Raw genomic sequence first — 12,544 nt, 5'->3', positions numbered from 1 at the left:
AAGCTTTGTTGCCGCCCGACCTGATAATTTTGTCCGCTGACATCCGTCTCCCGGCACACTTCATTTTCCCATGAGCAAACCCATCCTCGCGATTTACTACGCAACCGAAACCGGCAACTCCGAAACGCTGGCCCGCCAGGCACACGAGCGCGCGGTCGCCGAAGGTCAGGCCGATGCCATCGTGGCGAACATCTCCACGCTCAAGCCCGCCGATCTCGTTTCCAAGCAGCTGGCCCTGTTCGTCGTCAGCACCTGGGGCGATGGCGAACCCCCGAGCGATGGCTGCGACTTCTTCTACGATTTGGAGAAGGCCCAGCTCGATCTCTCCGGTCTGCGTTACTCCGTCCTCGGCCTCGGTGACCGCGACTACTCCGACTTCAACGGCTTCGCCCGCAAGCTCGACGAACGCCTCACCGCTCTCGGTGCCAAGGCCCTTCTCCCGCGCGCCGAAGCCGACCTCGACTACGAAGACACCTACAACGAGTGGATCGGCCAAGCCCTCCCCCTCATCAGCGAAGCCGTCACCGCTTCCTGAATACAATGAAGGCGGCGAAATCCCACGACGCGATCGACACGTGGAAGTTCTCTCTCTCCATCGTCTGCGCCGTCGTCGGACTCGCCGCCTTCCTGCTACTACTTCATTGATCGCGCCCCCTTTCCTTTTCACCAAGTGCTCGGTCGTTCCTGTTGATTGCAGATCAAACAGGTAAAGATCGCCGGATTTGGTCCCCGCCGATCACTCAGTTGCGACTGAATGTCAGCCACAAGAACGCCCGCCGCGGCCTCTTACCTTGTGCCAGCAGGCCTGTCGTGGGATAGAGTTGGATACAAACCAACCACTTCCCATGAGCACTCTCGCCAAAACCAAAAAAGCCTCCGTCACCGCCGCCGCCCAATGCAAGTCCTGCACTTACTGGGAGGCCAAGACCAACACTTTGGGCGAATGCCGTCGCCACGCCCCGCAGACCATCGCCTTCAACGTCGATGACGATGTTAAGTTTGAATCCCGCTTTCCTGTCACCAAAGCCGCCGACTGGTGCGGCGATTATTCCAAGGCCTGATCATTTGGCGCCGATTACGCGCAAAAATCACAATTGTGGCGTTAACTGCCACAACCTAACTCACGGAGGCCAAAAAGCCTCCGTTTTTCTTCGGTTTTTTAGTTGAGCCTGATTCTCAGTCTCATCAATTTCGCCGCGTGCAACTTAACCACGCATTCGATCCGGTGCTCGCGCCCTTGGCTGAGCCGTTCTGCCGTCAGGCAGACACCCTGCTCGACCTGCGCGCCTGCGCCTCCAGCAAGACCCGTCCCGGTCGCTGCGTCGCCTGCTACTTTGCCCTTCAGACGGCCGCCGCTGCACGCGTGATCGCCAAGCTCTGCCCGCTGCGCAACTGGCTCGAAACCCACATCGAAGTCGTCGCCTCCGACGAATCCTCCCGCCCCCTCGAAGCGTTTCCGCTCCAACTTTCCGAGTCCGAAGATCTGGAGACCTACTGCCGTCGCACGATGGCCGAATTTCACGAAAACCGCGCCTACGGATCTACCGGCATCAATCTCGCCTTCCGCTACAAGCAGGCGGCTTGAGTTCGTATTATGGCAACGCGCCCCCCGGAAGATATCGAGGCGTTCGTGCAGCGCGCGCAGGATCATTGGAGTAAGGACGGCAGCCGTCGCACCCAAGTCCGCGATGTGCTTTCCCGCGTTGTTGCCGCGCAAGCCGCACCCTTCTCCGCCGACGAACTTCGCACGCAGGCCCGTCTGATTGATCGCGGCATTTCCTACGCCTCCATCTACCGCACACTGGGCAGCCTCGTCGAAGCCGGCCTGCTGCGAGAGATCACCGGCCCGAACGATCTGCGTTGCTACACCCTCATCGACTCCAAGCACACCGGCGTGAGCAACATCGTCTGCACCGATTGCGAGCAAGTCATCCCGATGAATGACGATTGCCTGCCGCTACGTGAAGGGTTCCTCGCCAAACAACTCGGCTTCAACCCACAGAAAATGAGCCTGCGCATCGAAGCCTCTTGCGAAGAACTCCGCCAGTGCGGCTCCTGCGCGCGACGCAAACGCAAAGGCGCGTAACTCTTCGCTGTCCCCGCCGTCATTCGCGACCTGCCGACCGGCGTTTCTCCCTTTCCTCTTCGTTTCAATGAACCTTCGTAAAATCTTTTTTTGGACGCACCTCGTCTCCGGCCTGACCGCCGGCCTCGTGATCGCCCTGCTCGCCCTCAGCGGCCTCACGCTCTCCTTCGAGCCCCAGATCATCGACTTCGTCGAGCGTGACGTCCGCCGCATCCCGGCCGCCGCAGCCGACGCCGAAAAGACCAGCATCGAGGAGTTGATGAAGTTCATCCGCGAAGAACACCCCGATGCACGACCCGCCGGTTTCACCGTCTACGCAGATCCCACCGCTGCCATCGTCATCCCCGCCGGCCGCGGTCTCACGTTCTACGTTGATCCCCACACCACCGCCATCAAGGAAGCCGGCTCCGCAAAGCTCCGCGCCTTCTTCAACTTCACCCTTAGTCTGCACCGCTACCTCGCACTCTCCGGCGACCAACGCCCCATCGCCAGCCAGATCATCGGTATCGCCACCTTCATCTTCCTCGGTCTCTCTGTCACGGGCCTGATCATCTGGTGGCCGCGCAAGTGGAACTGGCGCTCCATGAAACCCTCAGTCTGGTTCATCGGTGCCAAAGGCAAACTGCGCGATTGGAACTGGCACAACGTCATCGGCCTGTGGACCACGCCCCTGCTCATCCTCATCTGCATCACCGGCCTGATGATGACCTACCGCTGGGCCGGCAACCTCGCCTACATCCTCACCGGCAATCCCGTGCCCGCCGCCCGCGCCCAAGGTGCTCCCGAAGGTGGCCCCGGCGAAAATACACCGCCCGCCACAACTCCCGCCCCCGCTGCGAACACCACTGCGCTCGCTCCTGCGGCACCGGCCCCTGTAACCACACCCGACGGCCTTCCTCCGGTGGTTGTCCCCACGCCTCCTCGTGGCACCCGCGCCCTCGCCTACGACCCGCTCCTCGCCAAGGTCCGCGAAACCTACCCGAACTGGACCCAGATCACCCTCCGTCCCGCCGGTGGAAATCAACGGCAGCAACGCCGCCCCGCCGGCGATACTCCGGCTGCTCCCGCCGCCAAGACGGAAGCCCCGAGTGAAACCGCCAGCGCCGGCGAACGTCCGGCCCGCGCTGCCGAAGGTGGCGGCGCTGCCCGCACGCCCCGCGCACCGCAGGCGGTCGTCCTGACGGTGCGCACGTCCGACATGTGGTTTTCCACCTCAAGCCTCACCCTTTCGCTCGATCCCTACACCGGTGACATCCTGCGCACCCAGAACTTCGGCGATCAAAACCTGGGCCGCCGCCTTCGCGCCCTCGCCAAACCCGTTCACATGGGAACCATTGCCGGCTGGCCCACTCAGCTCATCGCGGCCATCGCCTCGATCGGTGCGCTCTTCCTCGTTTACACCGGCTTCGCCCTCAGCTGGCGCCGCTTCTTCGGCAAAAACGGTCGAAAGAAAACCAAGCCCGCACCCACCTCCTGATGCCGTAGGGGCGCACCTTGTGTGCGCCCGCTCCGAAAGCATTCCCACTGGGAAGCCTCACCTCATCACATCGCATCAGTCACAAAAAAGCCGCCGTCCCCTCGCAGGGCGGCGGCTTTTTATTTAACAAATCCGAACCGGATTACTTGGCGGCTTCAGCGGCCTCGCGAGCGGCGGCGCGTTCTTTCATCTGCGCTTCCAGCTTCGCCAGCTGCTCGGCGGTGAGCACCGCCTTCACCTTCACTTGGAAAGCGGTGCGCAAGGTTTTCATCTCTTCGCGCTGCACCTTGGGCTCCAGCTTCTTTTCCTTCAGAGCCGTGATCGCCGCAGCTTCTTCGACGTAAACCGCTTCGACTTTCTTGGCCTGTTCTTCGCTCAAGCCGAGCGCTTCTTCGAGACGGTTGGCGCGAGCTTCAGGCGTGTTGCCGCCCGCGCTGTGGTCGCCATGGGCCTGCACGGCAGGCACCGCCAAAACCAAAGAAACTGCACCGAGGATCACCGATAACGAGGATTTGATGTTCATAATAATAAGATACTGAGACTTGTTCTCAATGAAGAGCTGGCAAGCCGAGAATATCGTTTTCCAAAAAATGCTGATTTTTCTACTCTAGTGCTGGTTAAGATTCAGCCATGCCCCGGCGCGCAAAGTATTTGTATGCAAAATAACCACCGCCCGCCACGCCGGTCAGCGCCGCGGGAAACAACAGGGTATCAAACCCTAGCAGCGTGTAGCCCCAGCTGCCCAGAATTCCGCCGGTGAAAAACCCTGCGAGCAATACCAGCAGCAATCCCGTCCTGCGCTTTTCAATCGGCTCCCCCGTGAATTTCAACCCCACCGCAATTCCCAGATCGGTGATGATTCCCGTCACATGCGTCGTGCGAATAATCGCGCCACTGTAATGCGTCGCCATCGCATTTTGCAGACCGCACGCCATCGCCGCCAGACACTCTCCCATGTAATCACCATGCGCGAGCAGCCGGCTCGCCACGATCAGCAACACCGATTCCAGCATCAGCGCCACCCCGTAACGGCGCCCGAGTTTGAGCGCGCTTTGGCGAATGATCACCGCGCTCAACACACTGCCCGTAAAAAAAGCCAGCACCACCATGACCGCATACCACGCCAGCGAAAATTGGCCCGTCGCCAATTCATTGCTCAGCACCGTGACGGTTCCCGACATGTGCGAGATCGCCTGATGGTGCATCCCCAGAAAACCCACTGCATTGATGCTCCCCGCCGCGCAGGTGAGCACAAAACCACCAGCAAGAATCCAAGGCGGAATCGGTTTCGAGAGCACGATTTCGAGCTTAACACCCGCTAGACGAGCAGCAAGTCCACTGGCGCCAACTCCTGTTCGCTTGCTCGAAAACCCTGCGCACGGCTTGTCTCCAGCCTGTTCCGGTTGCATACCTAGACCTGTGCAATCGCGCCCCCTGTTTTTACTCCTTGGTTTGCTGACGGCTGCCTCCGGGGTGCGTGCCGCCACGGACTCTCCGACGTTTGTTGTGCACAACCAGCTCGTCGCGGTGCCCGCATCAACCTCCGCATCCACGCGCACCGAAACAGATGCCCGCGCCCGCGTTACGTTGACCGATGGTCGTGAACTCACCGTCTGGCTGGCCGGCGAAGAACTCCTTTTTGATCTGACCAAGGGCGCTTCGTATGTGCTCGATCCGCATGCCACCGCCGGTTGCCCGCCTGTCTTGGTCGCGTTTGCCGACAACTCCGCGCTGCTCGTCTGGCGCGGTCGTGGCGAAGGCGACACTCGTGATTTGCGCACCGCCCGTTTCGCAGACGGCGCCTGGCAACCGGCCACCACGCTCAATCAAGACGACTGGCGCACACTGGATGATCCCGTCGGCGAGGGTCCGGCCATCGACAGCCGCGGGTCCCATGTCGCGGTCGCCTGGTTCACCGCCGCCGAAGGTCCGCGCATCAATGTGGCCACCTCCAGCAACGCCGGCAGCCAATGGCTTATTCCCCTCCGCGTTGACGACATCGCCCCCATCGGCCGCGTTTCCATCGTCCTCCTTGATGATGGCGCGCAACTCGTCTCCTGGGTGGAACGCCTCGAAACCGACTACGTCATTCTGCTTCGCCGCATCTCACCCCAAGGCACGCTGAGCGTGCCGGTGCAACTCGCCCGTCTCGCCCCCGATCCCGGCCACCCGCGACTCACTCGTATCAAAGATGGCGATACCACGCCCGCCCAACTGCGCCTCGCCTATACCGTTTCAGGCCAACCCGTCGCCCGCCTGATTACGTTGCCCGATGCCTCCTTGCTGGCCGAAGCCGACACCTGCGGCTGCGATCCGCGTCCCGAAGACCAACGCGGTTACGCGCTGAAGGGCCGCATCACCGACATCAATCCAAAGGCCGGCACGATCACGCTCAGCCATGACGACATTCCCGGCCTCCTGAAAGCCACGACCACGATTTTCAAAGCCGCGCCCGACATGATCACTGCGGCAAAACCCAACTCGCGCGTCTTTGCCCGCACCGAGCGCATCGGTCCCGACTTGTGGTTGTTTAATGTGCGCACGCTGGTCACGCCCTGAAAACGAGCGCGCCCCTTGACGCATCTGCTATTACTCTAAGCCAGTCATGTCATCCCCTCGCCTAGCTCCCACTCTCAGCCGCACCCAGAGTGCGCTCACGTGGTTGCTTGCAGGCTTGGTGTTCGCTCTGGGCCTGCTGGCGGTCTCCCCCTCGGCGCACGCCCATCTGCACGATTCGTCGTCAGCCCACCATCATGACGCTCCGTTCGCAACGGACGACGCCGGTTGCGCAATCACTCTTTTTGGCCACGGAATCACCACGCCGATCGACCTGCCGCGTATCACCACGCCGCGTATTACCTGGACCGCGAATGTGCCGCCTGCGCGGGACACACTCGCGGTCTCCGCTCCGCGCCACTTGCTTTGGCCGGCGCGCGGACCGCCCTACATCGGATAAAGTTCAGCTGATCTTCCGGCGGCTTCCTGCGCGAAGCCCCGTGCTTATTCCTGTTCGCACCCCCGCGCCTTCATTGTGCGCGGATACATCCCTTTGCAGTCGTTCGTATCATCATGCACTTTTCCGTCCGTCTTCCCCTCTTACTCGCCGTCGCCACCAGTCTGGCGCACGCGCAAACCGTCCCGCCGGCAACGCCGCCCGACGATTCCGTCAGCCTCGAAAATGTCGTGGTCACCGCCTCGCCCTACGCCCGTAGCCAGGCCGAGTTGACCTCCGCCACCACCGTCCTCGGCGGTCGCGAACTGCTCCTGCGCCAGCAACCCACCCTCGGTGAAACCCTCGCCGGCCAGCCGGGCGTGAGTTCAAGCTACTTCGGCCCCGGCGCGAGCCGTCCCGTGATCCGCGGCCTCGACGCCAACCGTGTCCGTGTGCTCCAGAACGGCACCGACACCATCGACGCCTCCTCGACCAGCCCCGATCACGCCGTGAGCGTCGAACCGTTTCTCGTGAAACGCATCGAGATCGTGCGCGGCCCCGCCTCGTTGCTTTACGGCGGCGCGGCCGTCGGCGGCGTGGTCAACGTCATCGATCACCGCATCGAAAGCGAACTGCCGGAAAATACCTTCTCCGGCACCATCGATTCGCGCTACGACACCAACACCAACGGCTACGCCACCGGTGGCTCGCTCGACGTGGCCCTCGCCCCGAATCGCGAAACAAAATCCGGCTTCGTTCTCCACCTCGACGGTTTCCGCCGCGAGGCCGACGACGTGGAAGTCCCCGGCTTCGCCGATCCGTCCAACCCTGCCAGTCGCGGACACATTCCAAATACCCAACTCGACGCGGACGGCGGTTCCATCGGGCTTTCCTATGTGAATCCCGACTTCAACGCCGGCCTCAACTACAACGGGTTCAACACCACCTACGGCGTGCCCAACGAGCCGTCCGTCGAGATCGAGCTGCGTCAGCGTCGCTATGATTTCTCCGCAGATTACAACCGTGACTTCGGCATCTTCACCGGCGCCCGCGCCAAGTTCGGCGTCGCCGATTACCAGCACACCGAATTCGAGGGTGGCGTCTCCGGCACCGTGTTCACCAACAAGGGCTACAACGGTCGCGTCGAACTCCTCCACGGCCCGCTCGCCGGCTTCACCGGTGCGTTCGGTGCCGAGGTCGGCTTCAGTGATTTCAGCGCGGTCGGCGCGGAGGCTTACCTGCCGACCAGCGACACGCAGAATCTCGCGCTCTTTGTTTTTGAAGAAGCAAAAACCGGCGCGTTCACCTGGCAGGCGGGCGCCCGCTACGAACACCGCGCCATCGATGCAGATGCCTTCGACAGCGTCCTCTTCCTGAACGGCCTGGACCCTACGCGCACCTACGCCGCACGTTCCGACGACCGGGACACTCTCAGCCTTTCCAGCGGCGTCATCTACACGCTCAACCCCGATTACAGCCTCGCCTTCAGCCTCACGCACACCACCCGCGCACCCAACGCGCAGGAACTCTATGCCGACGGCCCGCACATCGGCACCGACGCCTACGAAGTCGGCAACGCCTCCTTCGACAACGAGACCGCGCTCGGCGCCGAGCTCAGTCTGCGCAAAACCCGCGGCTTCGTGACCGGTGCGCTCACCGTCTTCGCGAATCGATTTGATGGATACATCTTCCTTCAGGACACCGCGACGCCCGTGGTCTTCGAGGATCCGGATGGCATCCCCGGCAGCGGCGACGAGGAAACGCTCCCCGAATTTCGCTTCGTGCAACGCGACGCGCTCTTCTACGGCGTGGAGCTGGAAACGGTTTTCCATCTGCACGACGAACCCGGCCATACGCTCGATCTGCGCTTTAACATCGACCACACCCGCGCCAGCGAAATCGATGGTCCCGACCTGCCCCGCATTCCACCTGTGAAAGGACTGGTCGCCCTCGACTGGGGTTTCGCCGCCTGGCGCGCCGGCATCGACGTCCAATACGCCGCCGAGCAACGCAACCGCGCTCCCGGCGAAACGCCCACCGATGGCTACGCCCTTCTCGGCGTCTCTGCCGGCTATCGTTGGCAGACGAATCCCGTGACCTACGATTTCTTCGTGCGCGGCAGCAACCTCACCGACGAGTCCGCGCGCAACGCCAGCTCCTTTGCCAACATCAAGGACATCGCCCCGCTCCCCGGCCGCGCAATTACCTTCGGTGTGCGCGCCAGCTTCTGATCAGATCAGGCCCGCTATAAACAGAAAGTCGCCGTCAGCTCTGAGCTGGCGGCGACTATTCTACGTCTTCGGGTTCAGACCCGAATACCGCGGCTATGGCGGTTATCTTCGTCTTACTATCTGGCGGAGTCAGTGACCTCTCGGTCACGTGATTAATCTACTCATCTTTGCCAAAAAATCATCCGGAGTTGAAAGATTTTTTGAATTATTTTTGAGAGGGAACGCACGGCTCCCGCAGGACCGCGGCCTTGCTTTCACCACCAATTTCCGCATGGTTCGTAATCGCTTCACCGCAATGACCTCCCGCAACACCAACGCCCGCGCCATGATTATTGGCATGATTATTATCAGCCGCCGGCCCGGGCATGGACGCATCGCGTGAACGCATCATCACACTTTTAAACGCGAATTTCCATCAGCCCCGGGCCTCACAGCCCGGGGCTTTTTGTTGTCTGTATTTTCCGACCTTTCTCCGCTTTTCAGATTTTTTCTCGATGAACACATCCCTGCTCACCCTCGACGACGTCCTCCACGCGCAAACGCGCCTGGCAGGCGGCGTCCGCGTCACTCCTTGCGCGCCCTCGGCGCGCCTTAGCGATCTGGCGGGCATGGAGATCATCGCCAAACACGACTACCTCCAGGCCACGGGTTCGTTCAAGGAACGCGGGGCACGCAATGCCCTCGCCTCGCTCACACCCGCTCAACGCGCCCGCGGCGTCATCGCCGCCTCCGCCGGAAACCACGCGCTCGGCCTCGCGTTTCACGGACGCGAACTTGGCGTGCCCGTCACCGTCGTCATGCCCCGCAACGCCCCGCGCGTAAAAGCCACGCGCTGCCATACGCTCGGCGCCCGTGTCGTGCTCCACGGAGACACCTATGACGAGGCCTCCGTTCATGCCCACGCTCTCGCCGTGGAGCAGGGACTCGCCTACGTCCATCCCTTCGACGACCTGTCGGTCATAGCCGGCCAAGGCACGCTTGCCCTCGAAGCGTTGCTCGCCGAACCCGACGTGGATGCATTTGTGGTTCCCGTCGGCGGCGGCGGACTGCTCGCCGGTGTCGCGACCGTTGTGAAGGCGTTGCGCCCCGAGGTGCAGGTGATCGGCGTGGAGCCCGCGCATGCCGCCGGACTCGTCGCCGCGCGTCAGGCCGGCCGTCCCGTGCGCACCGCCACGCTCCCCTCGCTTGCCGACGGACTCGCCGTCGCGCAAACCGGCGCCCACACCTTCGCCCATGCGCACGCCTTCGTGGATGACGTGGTGACCGTGAGCGAAGACGACCTCGCCCTCGCGTTGCTCGCCGCGCACGAAGCCCACGGCGTCACGCTGGAGGGCGCCGGTGCCACCGCGCTCGCCGCGTGTTTAAGCGGACGCCTGTCCTCACTCGCCGGCAAACGGGTCTTGGTCGCGTTGACCGGCGCCAACATCGACCCCGCCAACCACGCCCGCGCCCTGCGCCGCGCCCGCGTTCTGCGCGCGGAACAGATCGCGGCGTAAACCTGCTCAACCTATGGCCCCGTCACCACCGCGTTGAAACTTTGACCGAACCGCAGTTCATCCCACTCGCAGGACTGGGTATGGTTGCCGAACGGCCCGTGCTTGATGCTCACCGTGTTGAACGTAAACCCGGGATCGCTGAGTGTCACCGCCGCCGTGGTTGTCGAAGGCTCCCCCGATGCGACCACCGGATCGACCCAGACATAAACGGTGTCGCCCGAGACCGTCGCATCCACGCGAACCACGATCAGATGCAGGCCCGCGTAGTTGGAGCCGGTGATATCCGTAAAACTCGTCGAAGACGTCTTCACCTGCCAGTTGCCGCTGGAGGCCTTGAAACTAAAGCTGCCCAGATCGAGATACGCCACGCGGCCGGAATTCCTTTTTTTGGCGAGAAACGAAATCCAATAGGTCTCTGACAATGCTCCGAATGTCTTGGTCAACGTGCGCGTGATCTCCTGATTGCCTCCGGTGGCATCGTAAATGCGCAGATGATTTCCCGTGGCGGGAAGACCCGTCCATGCCAGACTGCCCGTGAGCACCTCCGCTACTCCCGTGCCGGTGCTCGTCCAAGAACCAGTCCAGCCCAAGCCACCACTTGCCGATGTCAGCGTGCCGGTCGTGTAGTCAAAACCCTCATACGCGAGCAAGCCGCCGTGTTCGTGTGCTCCGATATCGGTCGCGCCGCCACTGGGCACGGGATTTCCGTCGAAATCCACGAGTGAACCAAACGATGCGCCGGCATCAATGGCGGGAGACGCAGTCTGCAGATGAAAATTCCCGCCGGCGGCATTCACCCAAAGCGGATTGGTTGTCACGGTGTTCGTGTCCTGACCTGACGCAGTTCGATAGGCAGTGATCGTCGCATGATCCGTTCCCATCCACTCCGCGAAGTCGCCGGTGGCCTGGTCCTCCACGATATTGTTGTCCGAAACAAACGTCTGTCCGGGCCCCGTTCCGATCGGACCGGTGAATCGCATGCGCCGGGCCATCGTTCCGGTCGACGACCAGATGATGTTGTTTCGGAATGAGCCCGACATCAGCACACGGAAATTCGCCCCGTAAAGCGTGTCATAAAACACGTTGTTATAGACATGGATGTTCGCCTGCGGCGGAGCCACCGCCGGGCTCGTGACATACGCGCCGATCGTAATGCCCGAGCCCAGACAGCGGTTCACCACGTTGTAGCGGATGGTGTTGTTTTCCTGGCCCAGATTTTCCCAGCTGCGCAACGCGTCGTTGGAACCGGCATCCTCGATGTAGTTGTATTCCACGACCGTGTTCTTGGTGTAAAAAGCGATGCCGAACTTCCCCTTGTAAACGCGGTTTCCAGAAATGAGACCTCCCGTTCCTCCCGAGGCATCCGCCACGATAATACAGCCTTTGTTCGTCGTGTTGCTCTCGCGACGAACCACGTTGTCCTTGATGATGAAGTTGCTGATCGGCCTCTTGATGCCGTTGATCTGGATGCAATCCGGACCGTTGTCTCCGCCTTCATCAAGCAGGTGATCGATCTCGTTGCCGATGATCTCCGCGCCCGCCCCGCTTTGCACGTAGATGCCGTCTCCTTCCAACCAGGCCAGCCGGCAATTAAGAACACGAACACCGTCGCTGCGGTCCGCAATGACGCCGGCGGATGCGAACTGTCCGTTCGAACTGGCGAAATAAAATTCACAGTTCTCGAAAGTGTGGTGATGGGAAAACGACACCACGACAGCCAGATTGTAGTTGGCCTTCTCGAGGCGCAGACCGGAAAAAGTCAGATAGGTCTTTCCCGTGCTGGAATGCACGACGTAGTTGCGCTGCGCCGCCTCGTAGATCTTGCCCGTGGTATTCGGACTGCCCGCGGGATCCTTCACATAAAGCGTCGTGGCCGCTGCATCCCAAAAATACTGACCGTCAAGCAAAGCCGCCTGCGTCAAGGCGCGGACCATGTAGGTGTTGTTCACCGTCACCATGCGCGTCTGCACGGGCAGCGGCCGGCTGTAAACGCTACCGCCCACCGTGGTCCATCCCGAGGACGGCAGCACGATCGCCGTCGTCAGGATCGGCTTCGCGCCGGTGCCGTAAGCTCCATAGATAATGCGATTGGCGGACGTGCCCGAATGGGACGGCACGAGCGTGGCATCGCTATACACGCCACCGGCTTTGAAGAGAACCTGATCACCGGCGACCAGCGAGGCCGCGTTAACCTTGGCGATGGTGGCCCACGCATTGGCGTCGCTCAAACCGTCGGCAAGATCACTGCCGCCCGGTTTGACATGATAGGTTGCGGCGAAAGCAGACATGGCCGAAAGCGCGCCGGCCAAGACGAGGGATAAA

General features: G+C 61.8%; 13 protein-coding genes. 10 read left to right on the top strand and 3 right to left on the bottom strand.

Annotated elements, in window-relative coordinates; all coding sequences use genetic code 11:
* The first annotated feature begins 70 nt into the window (after positions 1-70).
* From FPL22_RS13705 to FPL22_RS13685, 5 genes are all read left to right on the top strand, one after another.
* Positions 71-535 (top strand): flavodoxin domain-containing protein, encoded by a 465-nt coding sequence (locus FPL22_RS13705; protein WP_144230973.1) that lies wholly within the window; start codon positions 71-73, stop codon positions 533-535.
* A gap of 310 nt (positions 536-845) precedes the next feature.
* On the top strand, positions 846-1,061 hold the full coding sequence (locus FPL22_RS13700; protein ID WP_144230972.1) for a hypothetical protein: 216 nt from the start codon (positions 846-848) through the stop codon (positions 1,059-1,061).
* 137 nt (positions 1,062-1,198) lie between these two features.
* Entirely contained in the window at positions 1,199-1,585 is a 387-nt protein-coding gene (locus FPL22_RS13695) for a hypothetical protein (protein WP_144230971.1), read from the top strand.
* A 9-nt stretch (positions 1,586-1,594) separates the two neighbouring features.
* Positions 1,595-2,086, top strand: a complete 492-nt coding sequence (locus FPL22_RS13690; protein ID WP_144230970.1) for a Fur family transcriptional regulator — start codon at positions 1,595-1,597, stop codon at positions 2,084-2,086.
* Positions 2,087-2,153: 67 nt separating this feature from the next.
* Positions 2,154-3,563 carry a PepSY-associated TM helix domain-containing protein gene (locus FPL22_RS13685; RefSeq protein WP_144230969.1) on the top strand — a complete coding sequence of 470 codons (1,410 nt, stop codon included), beginning with the start codon at positions 2,154-2,156 and terminating at the stop codon, positions 3,561-3,563.
* 142 nt (positions 3,564-3,705) lie between these two features.
* Here FPL22_RS13685 and FPL22_RS13680 read toward each other — a convergent pair whose 3' ends face one another.
* Positions 3,706-4,086: a hypothetical protein gene (locus tag FPL22_RS13680; protein WP_144230968.1), complete on the bottom strand. Its 381-nt coding sequence runs from the start codon at positions 4,084-4,086 to the stop codon at positions 3,706-3,708.
* Between the two features lie 94 nt (positions 4,087-4,180).
* Positions 4,181-4,861 (bottom strand): YoaK family protein, encoded by a 681-nt coding sequence (locus FPL22_RS13675; RefSeq protein WP_203235159.1) that lies wholly within the window; start codon positions 4,859-4,861, stop codon positions 4,181-4,183.
* A gap of 121 nt (positions 4,862-4,982) precedes the next feature.
* Here FPL22_RS13675 and FPL22_RS13670 point away from each other — a divergent pair, with 121 nt between their 5' ends.
* The 5 genes from FPL22_RS13670 to FPL22_RS13650 all read left to right on the top strand — a co-directional run bounded on the left by FPL22_RS13670 (position 4,983) and on the right by FPL22_RS13650 (position 10,222).
* On the top strand, positions 4,983-6,122 hold the full coding sequence (locus FPL22_RS13670; protein WP_162525314.1) for a copper-binding protein: 1,140 nt from the start codon (positions 4,983-4,985) through the stop codon (positions 6,120-6,122).
* Positions 6,123-6,168: 46 nt separating this feature from the next.
* A complete protein-coding gene (locus FPL22_RS13665) occupies positions 6,169-6,519 on the top strand; it encodes a hypothetical protein (protein ID WP_144230965.1) in 351 nt (116 codons plus the stop codon).
* A gap of 113 nt (positions 6,520-6,632) precedes the next feature.
* The gene (locus FPL22_RS13660; protein WP_144230964.1) at positions 6,633-8,726 is read left to right on the top strand and encodes a TonB-dependent receptor; all 2,094 of its coding nucleotides are present in this window, start codon (positions 6,633-6,635) and stop codon (positions 8,724-8,726) included.
* A gap of 148 nt (positions 8,727-8,874) precedes the next feature.
* Positions 8,875-9,108, top strand: coding sequence for a hypothetical protein (locus FPL22_RS13655; RefSeq protein ID WP_144230963.1), 234 nt, complete (start codon positions 8,875-8,877; stop codon positions 9,106-9,108).
* Positions 9,109-9,220: 112 nt separating this feature from the next.
* On the top strand, positions 9,221-10,222 hold the full coding sequence (locus tag FPL22_RS13650) for a threonine ammonia-lyase (protein WP_162525313.1): 1,002 nt from the start codon (positions 9,221-9,223) through the stop codon (positions 10,220-10,222).
* 11 nt (positions 10,223-10,233) lie between these two features.
* Here FPL22_RS13650 and FPL22_RS13645 read toward each other — a convergent pair whose 3' ends face one another.
* Positions 10,234-12,510 carry a right-handed parallel beta-helix repeat-containing protein gene (locus FPL22_RS13645; protein ID WP_162525312.1) on the bottom strand — a complete coding sequence of 759 codons (2,277 nt, stop codon included), beginning with the start codon at positions 12,508-12,510 and terminating at the stop codon, positions 10,234-10,236.
* Positions 12,511-12,544: the final 34 nt, after the last annotated feature.

Source organism: Rariglobus hedericola (genome assembly GCF_007559335.1).
GTDB lineage: Bacteria > Verrucomicrobiota > Verrucomicrobiia > Opitutales > Opitutaceae > Rariglobus > Rariglobus hedericola.
Note: the sequence above shows the minus strand (reverse complement) of the source record. Positions and strands in the feature narration are given on the sequence as shown.

Bases quoted from the DNA above. Each gene is read 5' to 3' on its own strand.
- FPL22_RS13705 (WP_144230973.1), top strand. From the start codon at position 71: ATGAGCAAACCCATCCTCGCGATTTACTACGCAACCGAAACCGGCAAC.
- FPL22_RS13700 (WP_144230972.1), top strand. From the start codon at position 846: ATGAGCACTCTCGCCAAAACCAAAAAAGCCTCCGTCACCGCCGCCGCC.
- FPL22_RS13690 (WP_144230970.1), top strand. From the start codon at position 1,595: ATGGCAACGCGCCCCCCGGAAGATATCGAGGCGTTCGTGCAGCGCGCG.
- FPL22_RS13685 (WP_144230969.1), top strand. From the start codon at position 2,154: ATGAACCTTCGTAAAATCTTTTTTTGGACGCACCTCGTCTCCGGCCTG.
- FPL22_RS13680 (WP_144230968.1), bottom strand. From the start codon at position 4,086: ATGAACATCAAATCCTCGTTATCGGTGATCCTCGGTGCAGTTTCTTTG.
- FPL22_RS13665 (WP_144230965.1), top strand. From the start codon at position 6,169: ATGTCATCCCCTCGCCTAGCTCCCACTCTCAGCCGCACCCAGAGTGCG.
- FPL22_RS13660 (WP_144230964.1), top strand. From the start codon at position 6,633: ATGCACTTTTCCGTCCGTCTTCCCCTCTTACTCGCCGTCGCCACCAGT.
- FPL22_RS13650 (WP_162525313.1), top strand. From the start codon at position 9,221: ATGAACACATCCCTGCTCACCCTCGACGACGTCCTCCACGCGCAAACG.
- FPL22_RS13645 (WP_162525312.1), bottom strand. From the start codon at position 12,510: ATGTCTGCTTTCGCCGCAACCTATCATGTCAAACCGGGCGGCAGTGAT.